Here is a 17,644-nt window from a genome sequence, read left to right as displayed (position 1 = left end):
GGCCGCCTAAAAGAGGGTCTCAGATGAACATCCACGAATATCAGGCGAAAGCCTTGCTGAAGGAGTTCGGCGCTCCCGTCTCCAACGGCATCGCCATCTTCAAGGCCTCGGAGGCCAAGGCGGCCGCCAAGAAGCTCGGCGGCCCGCTCTGGGTCGTGAAGTCGCAGATCCATGCCGGCGGCCGCGGCAAGGGCAAGTTCCAGGAGAAGGCGGCGGGCGAAAAGGGCGGCGTGCGCCTCGCCAAGTCGATCGAGGAGGTCGAGGCCTTCGCCAAGCAGATGCTGGGCAACACCCTGGTCACCGTGCAGACCGGCCCCGCCGGCAAGCAGGTGAACCGCCTCTACATCGAGGACGGCTCGGACATCGAGAAGGAGTTCTACCTGTCGATGCTGGTCGACCGGCAGACCGGCCGCGTCGCCTTCGTCGTCTCGACCGAGGGCGGCATGGACATCGAGGCGGTCGCCCACGACACGCCCGAGAAGATCCTCACCTTCTCCGTCGATCCGGCCACCGGCTACATGGCCCATCACGGCCGCACCATCGCCAAGGCGCTCGGCCTGTCCGGCGACCTCGCCAAGCAGATCGAGGCGGTCGCCGGCGTTCTCTACAAGGCCTTCGTCGCCAAGGACATGGAGATGCTCGAGGTCAACCCGCTGATCGTCACCAAGCAGGGGCAGATCAAGGTTCTCGACGCCAAGGTCTCCTTCGATTCCAACTCGCTCTACCGCCAGCCCGACGTCGTCGCCCTGCGCGACCTGACGGAAGAGGACGAGAAGGAGATCGAGGCCTCCAAGTTCGACCTCGCCTATATCGCGCTCGACGGCACGATCGGCTGCATGGTCAACGGCGCCGGCCTCGCCATGGCGACCCTCGACATCATCCAGCTCTACGGCGAGAGCCCGGCCAACTTCCTCGACGTCGGCGGCGGCGCCTCGGAGGAGAAGGTCACCGCGGCCTTCAAGATCATCACCGCCGACCCGAAGGTGAAGGGCATCCTCGTCAACATCTTCGGCGGCATCATGAAGTGCGACGTCATCGCCCGCGGCGTGCTCGCCGCGGTGAAGGCGGTCGGCCTGCAGGTGCCGCTCGTCGTGCGCCTCGAGGGCACGAACGTCGAGGAAGGCAAGAAGATCATCCGCGAGTCCGGCCTCAACGTGATCCCGGCCGACGATCTCGACGACGCCGCGCAGAAGATCGTCAACGCCGTGAAGGGCGGCGGCAAGGCCCCGGCCAAGGCCCCCAAGGCCCCGGCCAAGAAGCCCGACGCCAAGAAGACGGACGCCAAGAAGGGCGGCAAGCCCGCCGCCAAGGCGGCGACCGCCGCGACCGGCGCTAAGACGTCCTCCAAGGCTCCTGCCGCCAAAGCTCCGGCTGCGAAGGCTCCGGCTGCGAAGGCCGCCGCCCCGAAGGCCGCCGCTGCGAAGGCCCCTGCCAAGGCCGCCGCCCCCAAGGCCGCCGCTGCCAAAGCTCCCGCCAAGGCCGCTGCTCCCAAGGCCGCCGCTGCCAAGGCGCCGGCCAAGGCCTCCGCTCCCAAGGCCGCCGAGAAGTCGGCGACCAAGGCCGCCGCGCCCGCCAAGGGCGCAGCGAAGACCGCGGCCCCGAAGGCCGAGGCCAAGGCGACCGCCAAGGCACCGGCGAAGGCTCCGGCCAAGGCCGCCGCCAAGGCGCCGGCGAAGGGCAAGGCTCCCGCCAAGGGCAAGAAGTGACATCCGGTCGGCGCGCCGGTGCCCGGCGCCGGCGCGCCACCGATCGCAACGGTTCCGGGAGTTCCGCTCACCGCCCCGGCGGAGCGGAACGATCGCAAGGACCGGCGGCGGCGGCTCACGAACGCCCGCCCCGCCGGATCGTCATCGGCGGTCCCTCGGCTGCACATTCTCATCGCGCGCGGCCGAACGGCTCGCACAGGAGCTATGAATGTCCATTCTGATTACCAAGAAGACCAAGGTCATCACCCAGGGCTTCACCGGCAAGAACGGCACCTTCCATTCCGAGCAGGCGATCGCCTACGGGACCAAGGTCGTCGGCGGCACCTCGCCCGGCAAGGGCGGCTCGACCCACCTCGGCCTGCCGGTCTTCGACACGGTGGCCGAGGCGCGTGAGAAGACGGGCGCCGACGCCTCCGTCGTCTACGTGCCGCCGCCGGGTGCGGCCGACGCCATCTGCGAGGCCATCGACGCCGAGATCCCGCTGATCATCTGCATCACCGAGGGCATCCCGGTGCAGGACATGATCCGCGTGAAGCGCTCGCTGGTCGGCTCGAAGTCGCGCCTCATCGGGCCGAACTGCCCCGGCGTCGTCACCGCGGGTGAATCGAAGATCGGCATCATGCCGGCCAACATCTTCCGCAAGGGCTCGGTCGGCATCGTCTCGCGCTCCGGCACGCTGACCTACGAGGCGGTGTTCCAGACCTCGAGCGAGGGCCTCGGCCAGACGACCGCGGTGGGCATCGGCGGTGACCCGGTGAAGGGCACCGAGTTCATCGACATGCTGGAGATGTTCCTCGCCGACCCGAAGACCGAGTCGATCGTGATGATCGGCGAGATCGGCGGCTCGGCCGAGGAGGACGCCGCCCAGTTCCTGCGCGACGAGGCCAAGCGCGGCCGCAAGAAGCCGATGGTCGGCTTCATCGCCGGCCGCACGGCGCCTCCGGGCCGCCGCATGGGCCATGCCGGCGCCATCATCTCCGGCGGCAAGGGCGGCGCCGAGGACAAGATCGCGGCGATGGAAGCCGCGGGCATCCGCGTCTCCCCCTCGCCGGCCCGCCTCGGCAAAACGCTGGTCGACGTGCTGAAGAAGCGCTGAGGCCGATCACAATCCGGAAATCGGCCCCGTCCCGGCCGATTTCCGCCATCGATACGGCGTCTCGTGACGCCCCGCATGACAGCGCGGACAGCGGATCGCAGCGGCGATCCCGAAGCTGCAGGAAACGACCATGGCACGCCAAGACGAGACCATTGCGCTCACGTCCTTCCTCTACGGGGGCAACGCCGCCTATATCGAGGACCTCTACGCCCGTTACGAGGCCGATCCCGCCTCGGTCGACGCGCAATGGCAGGCCTTCTTCTCCTCGCTCGGCGACGACGCCAAGGACGTGGTGAAGAGCGCGGAGGGTCCCTCCTGGTCGAAGCCGAACTGGCCGATCGCCGCCAACGGCGAACTCATCTCCGCGATGGACGGCAACTGGGCGCAGGTCGAGAAGGCGATTGGCGACAAGCTGAAGGCCAAGGCCGCCGACAAGGGCCGCGGCGCCGAGATCACCGCCGAGCAGGTGCAGCAGGCGACGCGCGACAGCGTGCGCGCCCTCATGCTCATCCGCGCCTACCGCATGCGCGGCCACCTGCACGCCAACCTCGATCCCATCGGCCTCGACCCGCCGAAGACGCACGAGGAGCTGGACCCGAAGTCCTACGGCTTCACCGAGGCCGACTACGACCGCAAGATCTTCATCGACAAGGTGCTGGGCCTGGAGTTCGCGACCATCCGCGAGATGGTCGGCATTCTCGAGCGCACCTACTGCCAGACGCTCGGCGTCGAGTTCATGCACATCACCGACCCGGCCCAGAAGGCCTGGATCCAGGAGCGCATCGAGGGGCCGGACAAGGAGATCGCCTTCACCAAGGAGGGCAAGCGCGCCATCCTGCAGAAGCTGGTGGAGGCCGAGGGCTTCGAGAAGTTCCTCGACGTGCGCTACACCGGCACCAAGCGCTTCGGCCTCGACGGCGGCGAGAGCATGATCCCGGCGCTGGAGCAGATCATCAAGCGCGGCGGCCAGCTCGGCGTGCGCGAGATCGTGCTCGGCATGGCCCATCGCGGCCGCCTCAACACGCTGACCCAGGTGATGGGCAAGCCGCACCGTGCGCTGTTCCACGAGTTCAAGGGCGGCTCCTTCGCTCCCGACGACGTGGAGGGCTCGGGCGACGTGAAGTACCACCTCGGCGCCTCGTCGGACCGCGAGTTCGACGGCAACAAGGTGCACCTGTCGCTGACGCCCAACCCGTCGCACCTCGAGATCGTCAATCCCGTGGTGCTCGGCAAGGTGCGCGCCAAGCAGGACCAGCTCGGCTGTTCGCCGGAAGACCGCACGGCGGTGCTGCCGCTGCTGATCCACGGCGACGCGGCCTTCGCCGGCCAGGGCGTCGTGGCCGAGTGCTTCGGCCTGTCCGGCCTGAAGGGTCACCGCACCGGCGGCTCGATCCACTTCATCATCAACAACCAGATCGGCTTCACCACCTATCCGCGCTACTCGCGCTCCTCGCCCTATCCCTCCGACGTGGCGAAGATGGTGGAAGCCCCGATCTTCCACGTGAACGGCGACGATCCGGAGGCGGTGGTCTTCGCCGCCAAGGTGGCGACCGAATTCCGGCAGAAGTTCCAGAAGCCGGTGGTCATCGACATGTGGTGCTACCGCCGCTTCGGCCACAACGAGGGCGACGAGCCGGCCTTCACCCAGCCGCTCATGTACAAGAAGATCCGCGGCCTGCCGACGACCCTCGACGGCTATTCCAAGAAGCTCATCGCCGAGGGCATCGTCACCGAGGGCGAGATCGACAAGATGAAGGCCGACTGGCGCACCCGTCTCGACGCCGAGATGGAAGCCGGCCAGTCCTACAAGCCGAACAAGGCCGACTGGCTCGACGGCAAGTGGGCCGGCCTGTCGGGCGGCGCCTCCTCGGACGACGATCCGCGCCGGGGCGCCTCCGGCGTCGCGCGCGAGACTCTGGAGCGCATCGGCCAGGCGATCACCAAGGTGCCGGAGGGCTTCACCGCCCATCGCACCATCCAGCGGTTCATGGACAACCGCCGCAAGATGATCGACACAGGCGAAGGCATCGACTGGGCGACCGCCGAGGCGCTGGCCTTCGGCGCCCTCGTCGACGAGGGCCATCGCGTCCGCCTGTCGGGCCAGGACTGCGAGCGCGGCACCTTCTCCCAGCGCCATTCGGTGCTGATCGACCAGGAGACCGAGGCCCGCTACACGCCCCTCAACAACATCGAGGGCTCGAAGGGTCGCTACGAGGTCATCAACTCGATGCTCTCGGAGGAGGCGGTGCTCGGCTACGAGTACGGCTACTCGCTCGCCGAACCCAACGCCCTGACCATGTGGGAAGGTCAGTTCGGCGACTTCGCCAACGGCGCGCAGGTGGTGTTCGACCAGTTCATCTCCTCGGCCGAGCGCAAGTGGCTGCGCCTGTCGGGCCTCGTCTGCCTGTTGCCGCACGGCTACGAGGGCCAGGGTCCGGAGCACTCCTCCGCCCGCCTCGAGCGCTTCCTGCAGATGTGCGCCGAGGACAACATGCAGGTCGCCAACTGCTCGACGCCGGCCAACTACTTCCACATCCTGCGCCGGCAGCTGAAGCGCGAGATCCGCAAGCCGCTGATCCTGATGACGCCGAAGTCGCTGCTCCGCCACAAGCGGGCGGTGTCGCGGCTCGACGAGCTGGTCACCGGCACCTCGTTCCATCGCGTGCTGTGGGACGACGCGCAGAGCCTACCGAGCCCCGAGATCAAGCTGGTCGAGGACAAGAAGATCCGGCGCGTCGTGCTGTGCTCGGGCAAGGTCTACTACGACCTCTACGAGGACCGCATCAAGCGCGGCATCGACGACGTCTACCTGATGCGCGTCGAGCAGCTCTATCCCTTCCCGCTGAAGGCGCTGGCGGGCGAGATCTCCCGGTTCAAGAACGCCGAGGTGATCTGGTGCCAGGAAGAGCCGAAGAACATGGGTGCGTGGAGCTTCGTCGAACCCTATCTGGAGTGGGTGCTGGGAACGGCCGGCTCCAAGTCGAAGCGCGCCCGCTATGTGGGCCGCCCGGCTTCCGCCGCCACCGCGACGGGCCTCCTGTCCCGCCACAACGCCCAGCTCCAGGCCTTCCTGGACGAGGCCTTCGCCTGATCCGGTCCGGCCCTTGGGGCCGGACGTTCCGCCATCAACGACCTCAAGAGAGGCCCGCAAGGGACTGAACACATGGCCACCGAAATCCGCGTTCCGACGCTCGGCGAATCCGTCACCGAGGCCACCGTCGCCAAGTGGTTCAAGAAGCCCGGCGAGGCGGTGAAGCAGGACGAGCCGCTGGTCGAACTCGAGACCGACAAGGTGACCCTCGAGGTCAACGCGCCGGCCTCCGGCACGCTGTCGGAAATCGTCGCGGATTCCGGCACGACGGTCGGCGTCGCCGCCCTGCTCGGCCAGATCGCCGAGGGCGCCGCAGCCGCAGCGGCTCCCGCCAAGGCCGCCGAGGCGCCGAAGGCGGAAGCGCCCAAGGCCGAGGCACCGAAGGCCGCCGCCGCGCCCGCCAAGGCGGCCTCCGCCGACAACGGCCCGGCGGTTGCCCGCATCGCCGCCGAGAGCGGCGTGAGCCCGGCCGGCGTCGCCGGCTCCGGCAAGGACGGCCGCGTCACCAAGGGCGACATGCTCGCCGCCATCGCCACCGGCGGTGCCGCCGCCCCGGCGCCGGCTCCGGTCTCGGCCCCGCGCCCCGCCTCCCAGCCGGAGGATGCCGCCCGCGAGGAGCGCGTGAAGATGACGCGCCTGCGCCAGACCATCGCGCGCCGCCTGAAGGACGCGCAGAACACCGCCGCCATGCTGACGACCTTCAACGAGGTCGACATGACCGCGGTGATGAGCCTGCGCAACCAGTACAAGGACCTGTTCGAGAAGAAGCACGGCGTGAAGCTCGGCTTCATGGGTTTCTTCGTGAAGGCCTGCGTCCAGGCGCTGAAGGACATCCCGGCGGTGAATGCCGAGATCGACGGCAGCGACATCGTCTACAAGAACTTCTGCCACGTCGGCGTGGCGGTGGGCACCGACAAGGGCCTCGTCGTGCCGGTGGTGCGCGATGCCGACCAGATGGGCATCGCCGAGGTCGAGAAGACCATCGCCGACTTCGGCCGCCGCGCCCGCGACGGCAAGCTGACCATTGAGGAGATGCAGGGCGGCACGTTCACGATCTCCAACGGCGGCGTCTACGGCTCGCTGATGTCGACGCCGATCCTCAACGCGCCGCAGTCGGGCATCCTCGGCATGCACAAGATCCAGGAGCGGCCGATGGTGGTCGGCGGCAAGATCGAGATCCGCCCGATGATGTATCTGGCGCTCTCCTACGACCACCGGATCGTCGACGGCAAGGAAGCCGTGACCTTCCTGGTGCGCGTCAAGGAGAGCCTGGAGGATCCGGCCCGTCTCGTGATGGATCTCTGAGCCGGACGAAGGTCCGGGCGGGTCCGCGCGGCGCGAGGAGAGCAGCATGTCCAAAGGCGTCGTCATCGTCACCGGATCGAGCCGCGGCATCGGGCGCGCCTGCGCCCTGCTGGCGGCCGAGCGCGGCTATGACGTGGTGGTGAACTACACCGCCAATGCCGCGGCGGCCGAGGAGGTCGTCGCCGCCATCAACGCGCTCGGCGCCCAGGCCGTCTCGGTGAAGGGTGACATCGCCGAGGAAGCCGACATCCTCGACATCTTCGCCGCGGCCGACAGGCTGGGGCCGCTGGTCGGCCTCATCGCCAATGCCGGCGTCGTGTCGCTGTCGGGCCGGGTCGAGACCTATACGGCCGACCGCCTCCACCGCATCATGAACATCAACGTGGTCGGCACCATCCTCTGCGCCCGCGAGGCGGTGAAGCGCATGTCGACCAAGCACGGCGGCAAGGGCGGCGCCATCGTCGCCATCTCCTCGGTCGCCTCGGTGCTCGGCAGCCCGAACGAATATGTCGACTACGCCGCCTCCAAGGGCGCGGTGGACAGCTTCGTCATCGGGCTCGCCAAGGAGGTCGCGACGGAGGGGATACGCGTCAACGCGGTCCGCCCCGGCATGATCACCACCGACATCCACGAGGCGAGCGGCGACCCCGGCCGGGTCGAGCGCATCCGCCCGACCATTCCGATGCAGCGCATCGGCGACCCCGAAGAAATCGCCCGCGCCGCGCTCTGGCTCCTCTCCGAGGAAGCCTCTTACTGCACCGGCACCTTCATCACCGCGTCCGGCGGGCGCTGAGCGCCGGCCACCGTCCGCACTTCCGGAGACAGTCCATGTCCTACGATCTCATCGTCATCGGCACCGGCCCCGGCGGCTATGTCGGCGCCATCCGCGCCGCGCAGCTCGGCATGAAGGTCGCCGTGGTGGAGAAGCGCAAGACCCATGGCGGCACCTGCCTGAACATCGGCTGCATCCCCTCCAAGGCGCTGCTGCACGCCTCCGAGCTCTTCGACGAGGCCGGCCACGGCTTCCAGGCCCTCGGCATCGAGGTGCCGGCGCCCCAGCTCAACCTCAAGCAGATGATGGTGCACAAGCAGGAGACGGTGGACGCCAACGTCAACGGCGTCGCCTTCCTGATGAAGAAGCACAAGATCGACCAGCATTTCGGCCGCGGCGCCATCACCGCGCCGGGCAAGGTCTCGGTCACCGCCGAGGACGGCAAGGTCACGGAGATCGAGGCGAAGGCCATCGTCATCGCCACCGGCTCGGAGGTGACCCCGCTGCCGGGCGTCGCCATCGACGAGAAGCAGATCGTCTCCTCGGAAGGCGCGCTCGAGCTCGGCAAGGTGCCCTCGAAGATGGTGGTGATCGGCGCCGGCGTGATCGGCCTCGAGCTCGGCTCGGTCTGGCGCCGCCTCGGCGCCGAGGTGCATGTGGTCGAGTATCTCGATCGCATCCTGCCGGGCATGGACGCCGAGGTCGCCAAGCAGTTCCAGCGCATCCTCGGCAAGCAGGGCATGACCTTCCAGCTCGGTTCCAAGGTGACCGGCGCCAAGACCTCGAAGAAGGGCGTCAGCCTGACGGTCGAGCCCGCCGCCGGGGGCGAAGCGCAAACCATCGAGGCCGAGGTGGTGCTCGTCGCCATCGGCCGCCGTCCCTATACCGAGGGCCTGGGGCTGGAGACGGTCGGCGTGGCGATGGAACGCGGCCGGGTCGTCATCGACGACCATTTCAAGACCAACGTTCCCGGCATCTACGCCATCGGCGACGTGGTGCGCGGCCCGATGCTCGCCCACAAGGCCGAGGACGAGGGCATCGCGGTCGCCGAGATCATCGCCGGCAAGGCGGGCCACGTGAACTACGACTGCATTCCCGGAGTCGTCTACACCTATCCGGAAGTCGCCACCGTCGGGAAGTCGGAGGAGGACCTGAAGGCCGCCGGCGTCGCCTACAGCGTCGGCAAGTTCCCCTTCACCGCCAACGGCCGCGCCCGCGCCAACCGCGCCACGGACGGCTTCGTGAAGGTGCTGGCCGACGCGACCACCGACAAGGTGCTCGGCGTCCACATCGTCGGCGCCGGCGCCGGAGAGATGATCCACGAGGCGGTGGTGCTCATGGAGTTCGGCGGCTCGGCCGAGGACCTCGGCCGCTCGACCCACGCCCATCCGACCATGTCGGAAGCGGTCAAGGAGGCGGCGCTGGCCGTCGACAAGCGCGCCATCCACATGTGAGGCGCCTGCCCTTCCTGGACAAAAGAAAACCCCGGCTTCGCAGCCGGGGTTTTCTTTTGTGCCAGTGCGCGATCTTTCCGGCTGCCTCCGGTGAACCTTCGCCGCTCCCGGTCCGACCCATGGACATCGCAAGCGACCGCAGCCACGCGGCGCCGGAACCCAAGGAGATCACCATGTCCATCAGCAAGCTCGCCGTCGCCGGCGCACTCACCCTCGCGCTGACCAGCGCCTTCACCGGCCTCGCCCAGGCCCGCGGCGGCGGGGGCGGTGGCGGCGGTGGCGGCGGCTCGGAGGCCACCTCGAGCAATGCCGTCGTGCTGCCCGGCGGGCCGACGCACCAGCGCTACGGCGCGCCGCCCCCGGCCAGCGCCAGCATGGAAGCCTGCCACTACTCCACCTACTGGGGTGGCATCGTCTGCGAGAGCCGCGGCGGCCGCCGCTGATACCTCGACACCCCGAACCCCGAACCGGCGGAGCGAAAGCTCCGCCGGTTTCGTTTTGCCTCCACTCCATTGCGGCACCGAGAGGGGCCGGCACCCGGCCGGGGGCGCCACAGAATCCGCCACGAGGACAGGAGCTCCCCAGGACCGAGGGCGGCGTCACGGGACCACGAACGCGCGAAAGCCCCGGTGCATGGCCGGGGCTTCGCTGCAGGTCGGAGGGAGGTCAGGTCAGGCGGTCGCGGCGCTCACTCGCAGACGCGGACGGTGCGGCGCTCCGGGCCGTAGGGGCCGTCGACCCAGCGGCGGGTCAGGTAGCAGTCGGAGGCGTAGGCGCGGGAGTTGGCGGCGGCGATGGCCCCGCCGACGATCAGGCCGGTGGCAAGCGCCCCGACGCCGAAGCCGATGTGGCGGCGATGGAACGGGCCGGCTTCGGCCTGGGACGCGACACCCACCGAGAGGGTGGCGACGGCGGCGGCGGCGATGGCGAAGGTCTTGAAGCGGTTCATGGCAGGTCCCCTTGAGTTCGGTGTGGGGCTCGTTGCGCCCCGATATCCATGGGTCGCGGCCTGCCGGAAAAAGGTTCGGGCCCGCCGCGATTTTTTTCCGCAGCGGGCCCGGAGGCTTCCTGACGCCTGGAATGCTGGAGGTCAGTCCGTCGCCTCGGCCTTGCCGGGATCGACGGTCGCCTGGCGCGGCGGGGCCGGCGGCGGCGCTTCGGCAGTCGCCGTGCCCGCAGCCGGCGGCGCTTCGGCCGTCGCCGCGGGAGGCGCGGGCGGCGGCGCCGTTACCATCGGGACCGAGGGGTCCGGCGCACGGGCGGCGGTGAGCGCCGGCACCGGATCGGCGAGGCCCGCGCCGAGCAGCGGATCCGCCGTAGCCCCCCGCCGCGCCGTCTCCTGCAGGATCTGGCGGAGCTGGGCGGGGTCGAGATCCGGCTGGCGCTCCAGCAGGAGGGCGGCGATGCCGCTGACATGGGCGGCCGCGACCGAGGTGCCCGAGGAGATCTGGTAGCCGCCACGCGGCGCGGGCAGGATGATCTCGACGCCCGGCGCCGCCACAGCGACGTGGTTGCCGCGCGAGGCGGCGGAGAAGAGCCGCCCCGCTTGGTCGGTGGCCGTCACCGCGATGACGTTGGGATCGGCGGCGGGGAAGGAGACGGGCGCGCCCGGCCCCTCGTTGCCCATGGCGGCGACCATGGCGATGCGCTGGCCCGCCGCCACCTGGATGGCGCGGGTCATCAGGGGATCGCGGGGGCCGGCGAAGCTCATGTTGATGACGCGGGCGCCCTCGCGGATGGACCAGTCCATCGCCTTGAGGATGTGGAAGCTGGTGCCCGAGGACCCCGTGCTCTGGCCCGGCGCGAAGGCGCGGGCGGCGAGGATGTTGGCGCGCGGCGAGACGCCGGTGAGCTGGGCATGGGCGACGATGGCGCCCGCCATGCCGGTGCCGTGCTCGTGCGGCTGAAAGGCTCCGCCGATGGCGTCGAAGGATTTGGCGATGCGGCCGACCATTTCCGGATGGGTCGCCTCGACCCCGGAATCGATGACGGCGATCGGCACCTGCTCGCCCTGGGCGAGGCGGTGGGCCTCCGGCAGGCGAAGCTGGTCGACGACATATTGCATGGAGGCGCCGCCCCCCTGGGTCGTCGAAGCGCTCTGCAGGCGGAAGACGTAGTTCGGTCGGTCGAAGAGGTAGTTGGGCTGGACGTAACCGACGCCTGGGCTGCGGGTGATGGCGCGGATCGCCGCCGGCACGGTGGTGCGGCTGGGGATGCGGTAGCGATGCAGAACCGCGCCGACGAGCTGCGACTGCTCCTCGGCGATCAGCGTCAGGTTGTAGCGGCGGACGAGGTTGCGCACCGCATTGGCGGGCGCATTGGCGTTCATGACGAAGATCACCTCGTCGGGCACGTAGCGCCGTTCGTTGGCCGGCGGCAGGCCGGGCAAGTCCTGCTGGCGGTCCGTGCCGGCACGGGCGGCGGAAATGAGCGCCGGCGCGCCGAAGGCTGCGGCCGCCCCGGCCGCTGCAGGGCCGAAGCCCGGTCCGCGCGGCGGGCCGCCGGGCGGACCGGCAGGCGGGCGACCTCCCGGCGGACGTCCCCCGCCACCCGGCGGGAGCACCACGACAGGACCTGGATCGGGCACGATGACGGGCGGCCGGCGGCCCGGGGGCAACCGAACGACCGGGCCGTCGCCGGGATAGACGACGGGCGGGCGGCCGCCAGGCGGACGGCCGGGCGGCCTTCCGCCTGGAGGACGTCCGGGGGGTCGGGTGACGACGTCGTCGCCGCCCGGACGACCGGGGCGGCCCCCCCAAGGAGGCCTGCGACCGGGCCGGCCCCCGACGTCGTCGCCGTAGCGGCCACGCCCCGCCTCACGACCTGGACGGCCGTTGCCGTAGCCGGCATCGTCGCCATAGCGGCCCCGGCCCGGCCGGCCGCCGAAACGATCGCCGCGCACGCCGCCCTCGGTGAAACGCCCGCCACGGCCACCGCCCTCGATGAAACGGCCGCCTCGGCCGCCACCCTCGACGATGCGACCGCCGCGTCCGCCCCCGTCCATGAAGCCGCCCCGGCCGGAGGGCATGCGCTGCATGGAGGGGCCACGCGAGAAACCCTCGCTGCGGGCACCGCGGCCGCGGAAGCCTCCGCCGCCGCCGAACCCTCCGATGGATATGCCGAACTGCGCCTGGGCAGGACGCACATCCATGGTCATGAGAAAGGTCGATGCCGCGAGGAGGCCGAGGAAACCGGCCACGATGCCCGACCCGATCCGCGGAGCCGCAGGACGACCGTCACGCACGCACATGGCTGCACCTCATGGACCGGATGGCATGAACTGCCCGGAACGCTAGTCCTGCATTGTTTCTGTTTGGCTCCACAGCCCGGCGGAGTGCCGGACGCTGGGGATCAGGAGGCCGGGCCGACGAAGCGGACGAGGCGGGCCTCGCCGCGCAGCGTGCCGACCACCCGGTCGAGATCGGCCGGGCTCATGATGCCCTCGCCGATGCGCACCCGGTAGAAGCCGCCGGGGCGCGGCCCCTCGACGATGGAGCCCTTCACCTGTTCGAGCAGGCGGCCCATGTCGGCGGCGGTGGCGTCGGCGGCGAAGCCGATGAGGATGTAGGTGCCCTCGGCGCGCGGTGCGGCCGGCGCCGGGCTGTGGGAGGCGGTCTGGAACTGCGCCGGGCCGGAGATGAAGGACGAGCCGATGACGCCGGCCTGGATGACGAGGGCGAGGGCCGCGGCACCGGCGGCATAGGCGAGGGTCCGCGGCGAGAGCAGGGCGAGCTTCTCGCCGAGCCAGTCGGCGAAGCCGGCGCGGGCGCGGGCGGCGACCTGGCCGAACTTCGCGGGTTCGGCCTCGACGCGCTTCATCAGGTCGTCGAGAACACGGGGCGAGGGCCGCGGCGAAGCTTCGGCGAGGGCGAAGGTCGCATCCTGGTCCTCGCGGACGATCTCGAGTTCGTCGCGCAGGGTCTCGTCGGCGGCGAGCGCCGATTCGACACGGGCGGTGTCGGCGGCGGAGAGCGTGCCGGCGGCGTACCAGGGCAGCAGTTCGGAAACCGCCCGGCGCTCGGTCATCTCCATGGGGCTGCGCGTCGTCATGGCCAACCTCGATCGACTCCGGCGCTCTGCATGAGCTCCTGGAGCCTTTTGCGCGCATAGAACATGCGCGTCTTGACGGTGTTCTCCGGTATCCCGACGATTTCGGCCACTTCGGAGATCGATTTCTCCTGATAGTAGACCAGATCGACGATCTCCCGGTGCTCGGGTGAGAGCTGGTCGATGCAACGGCGGATGGCCTTTGCCTTGTCCAGCTTCTGAGACACCGTCTCGGGCGTGTCCGCGTCGTCCGCGATGGCGGCAGCCTGTTCCTCGTCGAGTTCCGCCTCGGTCGTCTTCCTCAGCGAGGACAACGCCTTGAAACGGGCCATTCCGAGGATCCAGGTCGAGACGCTGGAGCGCCCCTCGAACCTGTCGGCCTGCCGCCACACGTCCAGGAAGACTTCGCCGATCAGGTCCTCGGCCTGCCCCTCGTCCTTGATGAACCGGAGGATGAACCGGAACACGCGGACATTGTGGCGGGCATAGAGGGCCCTGAAGGCGAGGCGATCGCCCTTGGCAACCCGGAGGATGAGGTCCTGGTCGCTGTCAGACTGCATCGCCACTCCCGAGCCGGTGGGCTCGCAGCATCAGTCGCGGCGGCCGGCGAAAAGGTTCATGCACCATGGAAGAATCTGTCGGGGGACGCTGGATCGGCCCAGCTCCGTAACATGACGAAACAGGAGACGAGGTCAACCTCGCGGGGCGCAGGACCGGCCGTGCCCGGAGCGTCAGCGCGGGATCAGCGCCCAGTAGTCTAGGTCGAGGATGACGGCGGGATCGTAGTCGTCGCCGGCCTTGAGGGGATAATCGGCGCAGGGCCGGTCCTTGGTGGCGATGGTGCGGATGCGCAGGGCGCCCACGTCGTCGCGGCCGGGAAGTTCCTCAACGGCGAGGATCTGCGACCAGGCGAAGACGGTGTTGCCGGCGAAGAGCGGCGCGACGTGACGGCCGCCGTTGATCGCGGCGATCTGGAAGGCATTGGCGAGGCCGTTGAAGGAGAGCGACCGGGCGATGGAGATGACGTGGCCGCCATAGATGAGGCGGCGGCCGAAGCGGCCCTGGCCCTCTGTGAACTGGTTGAAGTGGACCTTGGCCGTATTCTGGTAGAGGCGCGTCGCCATCATATGCTCGGCCTCCTCCACGGTCATGCCGTCGACGTGGTCGATGCTCTCGCCGACCACGTAGTCGGAGAGGCGGTGGCGCTGGCCGGAGAGCGCGGTGTCCCATTCGTCCGGCTCGATCAGCGGGCAGGCGTCGCCGAGCTGGTCGGGCTCCAGCGCCTTCGGCAGGGCCGGCACGTGCTCGGGCGGCGCGGCGGCGGCCTCGTCGCGCTTGCGCACCATCACCCAGCGCACATAGTCGAGCACGTCGTCGCCGTGCTGGTTGGTGCCGACGGAGCGGACATAGACGACACCGGTCTTGCGGTTGGAATTCTCCTTGAGGCCGATGACCTCGGACACGGTCGACAGCGTGTCGCCGGGATAGACCGGGGCGAGAAAGCGGCAGCCGGCATAGCCGAGATTGGCGACGGCGTTGAGCGAGACGTCGGGCACGGTCTTGCCGAAGACGACGTGGAAGACGAGGAGGTCGTCGACGGGGCTCCGTGGATAGCCGATGGCTTTGGCGAAGGCGTCGGAGGACTGGACGGCGAAGCGCGTGCCGTAGAGCGCGGTGTAGAGGGCGGCATCGCCCGTGGTGACGGTGCGCGGCGTCGCGTGGACGAGGCGGTCGCCCAGGCGGAAGTCCTCGAAGAAACGTCCCGGATTGGTCTTGGGCATGGCGCGGCTCCCCTCGGCTTTCGCGGCAGTCTATGCCGTGCTGCGATGCGAAATCCAACAGGACGAAGGAGGGGGTGACATCACCCGTTCGCCGCTCGCTCTTCGCTCTGCCCGCCACGCGAGTTCACAAGCCCCGCCGCATGGGCTATCGAACCCCACACCCCGCGCACGTCCTCACCAAGGCGCCCATGGCTCCCACATCCGTCCCCGGCCGCCCGAAACTGATCCTCGCTTCGGCCTCGCCGCGCCGCCTGGCGCTGCTGCAGCAGGCCGGCATCGAGCCGGACACGCTGGTTCCCGCCGAAATCGACGAGACGCCCTGGCCGCGCGAGAGCCCGCGCAAGCTCGCCCTGCGCCTGGCCCGGGAGAAGGCCTCGGAGGCCGCGCGCCGAATCCGCGACGATGCGGACTGGGCGGGATCGGTGATCCTCGCCGCCGACACGGTCGTCTGCGTCGGCCGCCGCATCCTGCCGAAGGCGGAGACCATCGAGGAGGCCGCCGCCTGCATCCGTCTTCTCTCCGGGCGGTCGCACCGGGTCTATACCGGCCTCTGCCGCGTCGATCAGGCGGGCCGCGTCAGCGCCAAGCTGGTGGAGACGCGGGTGCGGTTCAAGCGCCTGTCGAAGGACGAGATCGACGCCTATCTCGGCGCCGGCGAATGGCGTGGCAAGGCCGGGGGCTATGCCATCCAGGGCATTGCCGGCGCCTTCGTCGTCTCGCTGGTCGGCTCCTACACCAATGTCGTCGGCCTGCCGCTCGCCGAGGCCGTGGGGCTGGTCGGCGCGACGGGCTATCCCGTCACCCTCGGCTGGATCGCCAAGGGCTGAGGCGCGTTCGGAGGGAAGAACGCCGTCCTCCTTCCCTTCCAGCCCCATCGCATGCCATGACCCCACCCATGAACGCCGTGAACGACAACGATCGCCTGGTCGACCCGCCCAAGGCCTGCCGCATCTGCGGCAAGCCCGCCCTGGTACGCTTCAAGCCCTTCTGCTCGAAGCGCTGCGCCGACATCGACCTTAACCGCTGGCTGAAGGGCGCCTATGCCATCCCCGTCGTCGAGAACGAGGGGGAGGACGAGGACGACCCCGGCCGGGCGTGACTGCCGGCGCCCGCCGCGGCTGAAACCGCCGCCTGTCGCGGACGAGGCGGGGCTGCAACGAACTGCGGGCATCACGGGGCCAGGCCGCCACAGGACATGCCCGATGATCCCCTTCCGCCCGGCAGCGCTCGCCGCCCCCCTCGCCATCCTCTTTGTGGGGGTCCCTGCCGCGGCCCAGACCCATGGCCCCGTCGATCTGCCGCCCGAGCAGAGCGCCGCCGCCCGGCGCCTCGCCCGCCAGTTGGTCGACGGGGACGTCAACCGCCAGGTCTTCACCGCCGACTATGCCGCGCGCCTCTGCTACCGGGCGGCGGTGGCCAATCCGTCCAACGCCCGCGGCACGCCGGACCGCGACAGGCTGACGCCTGATCAGCGCGGCCAGTTCACCGCCTGCATCGAACAGTCGGGCTATCGCCTGGGCGGGCGCTGACCGCCGTCAGAGCATGTCGAGCGGGCGCTTGCGCGCCGGCGGCGGAAAGGCGCGATCGATCTCGGCGAGATCCTCGGCCGTCAGCACGAGATCGGCGGCGGGGCGGTTCTCCGCCACATGGGCGGGCGTGCTCATCTGCGGAATGGCGAGGACACCGCCGAGGCGCAGCGTGAAGGCGAGCGCCACCTGCGCCGCCGTCGCGCCGGGATGGCGGGCGGCGATGGCGGCAAGGGCGGGATGGCGCGGCAGCCGGCCCTGCTCGATGGGCGAATAGGCCATGACCGGGATGCCGCGCGCGGCCTGCCATGGCATCAGGTCGAACTCGATGCCGCGGCGGCCGCAATTGTAGAGCACTTGGTTGACGGCGACCGCCTCGCCGCCGGCCGCGACGAGTTCCTCCATGTCGTCGACGTCGAAATTCGACACGCCCCAGCACCGAATCTTGCCGTCAGCAACCAGCCGCTCGAAGGCCTCGACCGTCTCGGCGAGGGGAATGCCGCCGCGCCAGTGGAGGAGGTAGAGGTCGAGCCGGTCGGTGTTGAGGCGGCGTAGCGAGGCCTCGCAAGACGCGACGGCGCTGCGGCGGCCGGCATTGTGGGGATAGACCTTGGACACGAGGAAGGCCTCGTCGCGACGCCCGGCGATGGCCTCGCCGATGAGCTCCTCGGAAGCGCCGTCGCCATACATCTCCGCCGTGTCGATCAGCCTCATGCCGGCGTCGAGCCCGGCCCTGAGCGCTGCCACCGCCCCGTCGCGGCGGGCTGGGCGATCGGCAATGGTCCAGGTCCCCTGCCCGATCACGGGAACGGCCTCGCCGTCGGGAAGGGCAATGGTCGCAATGGGCTGGGTCATGGCCGGCTCCA

General features: G+C 69.8%; 15 protein-coding genes and 1 pseudogene. 10 read left to right on the top strand and 6 right to left on the bottom strand.

All coding sequences use genetic code 11. The annotated features are described in order from the left end of the window. Nucleotides 1-23: 23 nt before the first annotated feature. From sucC to C6569_RS01310, 7 genes and pseudogenes are all read left to right on the top strand, one after another. Nucleotides 24-1,214: pseudogene (gene sucC / locus C6569_RS01340) on the top strand (ADP-forming succinate--CoA ligase subunit beta); the annotation flags it as partial. 700 nt (nt 1,215-1,914) lie between these two features. Further along, nucleotides 1,915-2,802 (top strand): succinate--CoA ligase subunit alpha, encoded by an 888-nt coding sequence (gene sucD, locus C6569_RS01335; protein WP_106747152.1) that lies wholly within the window; start codon nt 1,915-1,917, stop codon nt 2,800-2,802. Nucleotides 2,803-2,932: 130 nt separating this feature from the next. Next, nucleotides 2,933-5,893, top strand: coding sequence for a 2-oxoglutarate dehydrogenase E1 component (locus C6569_RS01330; RefSeq protein WP_106747151.1), 2,961 nt, complete (start codon nt 2,933-2,935; stop codon nt 5,891-5,893). 72 nt (nt 5,894-5,965) lie between these two features. Then, nucleotides 5,966-7,198 (top strand): 2-oxoglutarate dehydrogenase complex dihydrolipoyllysine-residue succinyltransferase, encoded by a 1,233-nt coding sequence (gene odhB, locus C6569_RS01325; protein ID WP_106747150.1) that lies wholly within the window; start codon nt 5,966-5,968, stop codon nt 7,196-7,198. A 46-nt stretch (nt 7,199-7,244) separates the two neighbouring features. Further along, a complete protein-coding gene (locus C6569_RS01320; RefSeq protein WP_106747149.1) occupies nt 7,245-7,991 on the top strand; it encodes an SDR family oxidoreductase in 747 nt (248 codons plus the stop codon). Between the two features lie 35 nt (nt 7,992-8,026). Next, a complete protein-coding gene (lpdA, locus tag C6569_RS01315) occupies nt 8,027-9,424 on the top strand; it encodes a dihydrolipoyl dehydrogenase (protein WP_106747148.1) in 1,398 nt (465 codons plus the stop codon). Between the two features lie 173 nt (nt 9,425-9,597). Continuing rightward, complete coding sequence (locus C6569_RS01310; protein WP_146144705.1) at nt 9,598-9,867, top strand: hypothetical protein; 270 nt, start codon at nt 9,598-9,600, stop codon at nt 9,865-9,867. Between the two features lie 245 nt (nt 9,868-10,112). On the opposite strand, the gene C6569_RS01305 is transcribed toward C6569_RS01310, so the two are convergent. The 5 genes from C6569_RS01305 to C6569_RS01280 form a co-directional block, all read right to left on the bottom strand. Then, the gene (locus tag C6569_RS01305) at nt 10,113-10,373 is read right to left on the bottom strand and encodes a hypothetical protein (RefSeq protein ID WP_106747146.1); all 261 of its coding nucleotides are present in this window, start codon (nt 10,371-10,373) and stop codon (nt 10,113-10,115) included. Between the two features lie 141 nt (nt 10,374-10,514). After that, entirely contained in the window at nt 10,515-12,674 is a 2,160-nt protein-coding gene (locus C6569_RS21840; RefSeq protein ID WP_181313871.1) for a S8 family peptidase, read from the bottom strand. A gap of 101 nt (nt 12,675-12,775) precedes the next feature. Beyond that, nucleotides 12,776-13,474, bottom strand: coding sequence for a hypothetical protein (locus C6569_RS01290; RefSeq protein ID WP_146144704.1), 699 nt, complete (start codon nt 13,472-13,474; stop codon nt 12,776-12,778). Beyond that, a complete protein-coding gene (locus tag C6569_RS01285; protein WP_106747142.1) occupies nt 13,471-14,031 on the bottom strand; it encodes a sigma-70 family RNA polymerase sigma factor in 561 nt (186 codons plus the stop codon). The genes C6569_RS01290 and C6569_RS01285 overlap by 4 nt, the downstream gene beginning before the upstream one ends. A gap of 171 nt (nt 14,032-14,202) precedes the next feature. Then, the gene (locus C6569_RS01280) at nt 14,203-15,252 is read right to left on the bottom strand and encodes a MaoC family dehydratase (protein ID WP_106747141.1); all 1,050 of its coding nucleotides are present in this window, start codon (nt 15,250-15,252) and stop codon (nt 14,203-14,205) included. 188 nt (nt 15,253-15,440) lie between these two features. On the opposite strand from C6569_RS01280, the gene C6569_RS01275 reads away from it, so the two are divergent. The 3 genes from C6569_RS01275 to C6569_RS01265 all read left to right on the top strand — a co-directional run bounded on the left by C6569_RS01275 (nt 15,441) and on the right by C6569_RS01265 (nt 16,781). Then, the gene (locus C6569_RS01275) at nt 15,441-16,079 is read left to right on the top strand and encodes a Maf-like protein (RefSeq protein ID WP_106747140.1); all 639 of its coding nucleotides are present in this window, start codon (nt 15,441-15,443) and stop codon (nt 16,077-16,079) included. Nucleotides 16,080-16,147: 68 nt separating this feature from the next. Continuing rightward, the gene (gene yacG, locus C6569_RS01270; protein ID WP_106747139.1) at nt 16,148-16,351 is read left to right on the top strand and encodes a DNA gyrase inhibitor YacG; all 204 of its coding nucleotides are present in this window, start codon (nt 16,148-16,150) and stop codon (nt 16,349-16,351) included. Between the two features lie 103 nt (nt 16,352-16,454). After that, nucleotides 16,455-16,781, top strand: a complete 327-nt coding sequence (locus C6569_RS01265; protein ID WP_106747138.1) for a hypothetical protein — start codon at nt 16,455-16,457, stop codon at nt 16,779-16,781. Nucleotides 16,782-16,787: 6 nt separating this feature from the next. Here C6569_RS01265 and C6569_RS01260 read toward each other — a convergent pair whose 3' ends face one another. Continuing rightward, nucleotides 16,788-17,633, bottom strand: a complete 846-nt coding sequence (locus tag C6569_RS01260; protein ID WP_106750839.1) for an aldo/keto reductase — start codon at nt 17,631-17,633, stop codon at nt 16,788-16,790. Between the last annotated feature and the right edge of the window lie 11 nt (nt 17,634-17,644).

Origin of the sequence: Phreatobacter cathodiphilus, from assembly GCF_003008515.1 — a bacterium.
GTDB lineage: Bacteria > Pseudomonadota > Alphaproteobacteria > Rhizobiales > Phreatobacteraceae > Phreatobacter > Phreatobacter cathodiphilus.
This window is presented reverse-complemented; position numbering and strand designations above follow the sequence as displayed.

Excerpts from the sequence above, each read along its gene's own strand:
- lpdA (WP_106747148.1), top strand. The coding sequence starts at position 8,027 with ATGTCCTACGATCTCATCGTCATCGGCACCGGCCCCGGCGGCTATGTC.
- C6569_RS01275 (WP_106747140.1), top strand. The coding sequence starts at position 15,441 with ATGGCTCCCACATCCGTCCCCGGCCGCCCGAAACTGATCCTCGCTTCG.
- C6569_RS01260 (WP_106750839.1), bottom strand. The coding sequence starts at position 17,633 with ATGACCCAGCCCATTGCGACCATTGCCCTTCCCGACGGCGAGGCCGTT.
- C6569_RS21840 (WP_181313871.1), bottom strand. The coding sequence starts at position 12,674 with ATGTGCGTGCGTGACGGTCGTCCTGCGGCTCCGCGGATCGGGTCGGGC.
- sucD (WP_106747152.1), top strand. The coding sequence starts at position 1,915 with ATGTCCATTCTGATTACCAAGAAGACCAAGGTCATCACCCAGGGCTTC.
- yacG (WP_106747139.1), top strand. The coding sequence starts at position 16,148 with ATGAACGCCGTGAACGACAACGATCGCCTGGTCGACCCGCCCAAGGCC.
- C6569_RS01265 (WP_106747138.1), top strand. The coding sequence starts at position 16,455 with ATGATCCCCTTCCGCCCGGCAGCGCTCGCCGCCCCCCTCGCCATCCTC.
- C6569_RS01320 (WP_106747149.1), top strand. The coding sequence starts at position 7,245 with ATGTCCAAAGGCGTCGTCATCGTCACCGGATCGAGCCGCGGCATCGGG.
- C6569_RS01330 (WP_106747151.1), top strand. The coding sequence starts at position 2,933 with ATGGCACGCCAAGACGAGACCATTGCGCTCACGTCCTTCCTCTACGGG.
- C6569_RS01285 (WP_106747142.1), bottom strand. The coding sequence starts at position 14,031 with ATGCAGTCTGACAGCGACCAGGACCTCATCCTCCGGGTTGCCAAGGGC.
- odhB (WP_106747150.1), top strand. The coding sequence starts at position 5,966 with ATGGCCACCGAAATCCGCGTTCCGACGCTCGGCGAATCCGTCACCGAG.
- C6569_RS01290 (WP_146144704.1), bottom strand. The coding sequence starts at position 13,474 with ATGACGACGCGCAGCCCCATGGAGATGACCGAGCGCCGGGCGGTTTCC.
- C6569_RS01280 (WP_106747141.1), bottom strand. The coding sequence starts at position 15,252 with ATGCCCAAGACCAATCCGGGACGTTTCTTCGAGGACTTCCGCCTGGGC.
- C6569_RS01310 (WP_146144705.1), top strand. The coding sequence starts at position 9,598 with ATGTCCATCAGCAAGCTCGCCGTCGCCGGCGCACTCACCCTCGCGCTG.
- C6569_RS01305 (WP_106747146.1), bottom strand. The coding sequence starts at position 10,373 with ATGAACCGCTTCAAGACCTTCGCCATCGCCGCCGCCGCCGTCGCCACC.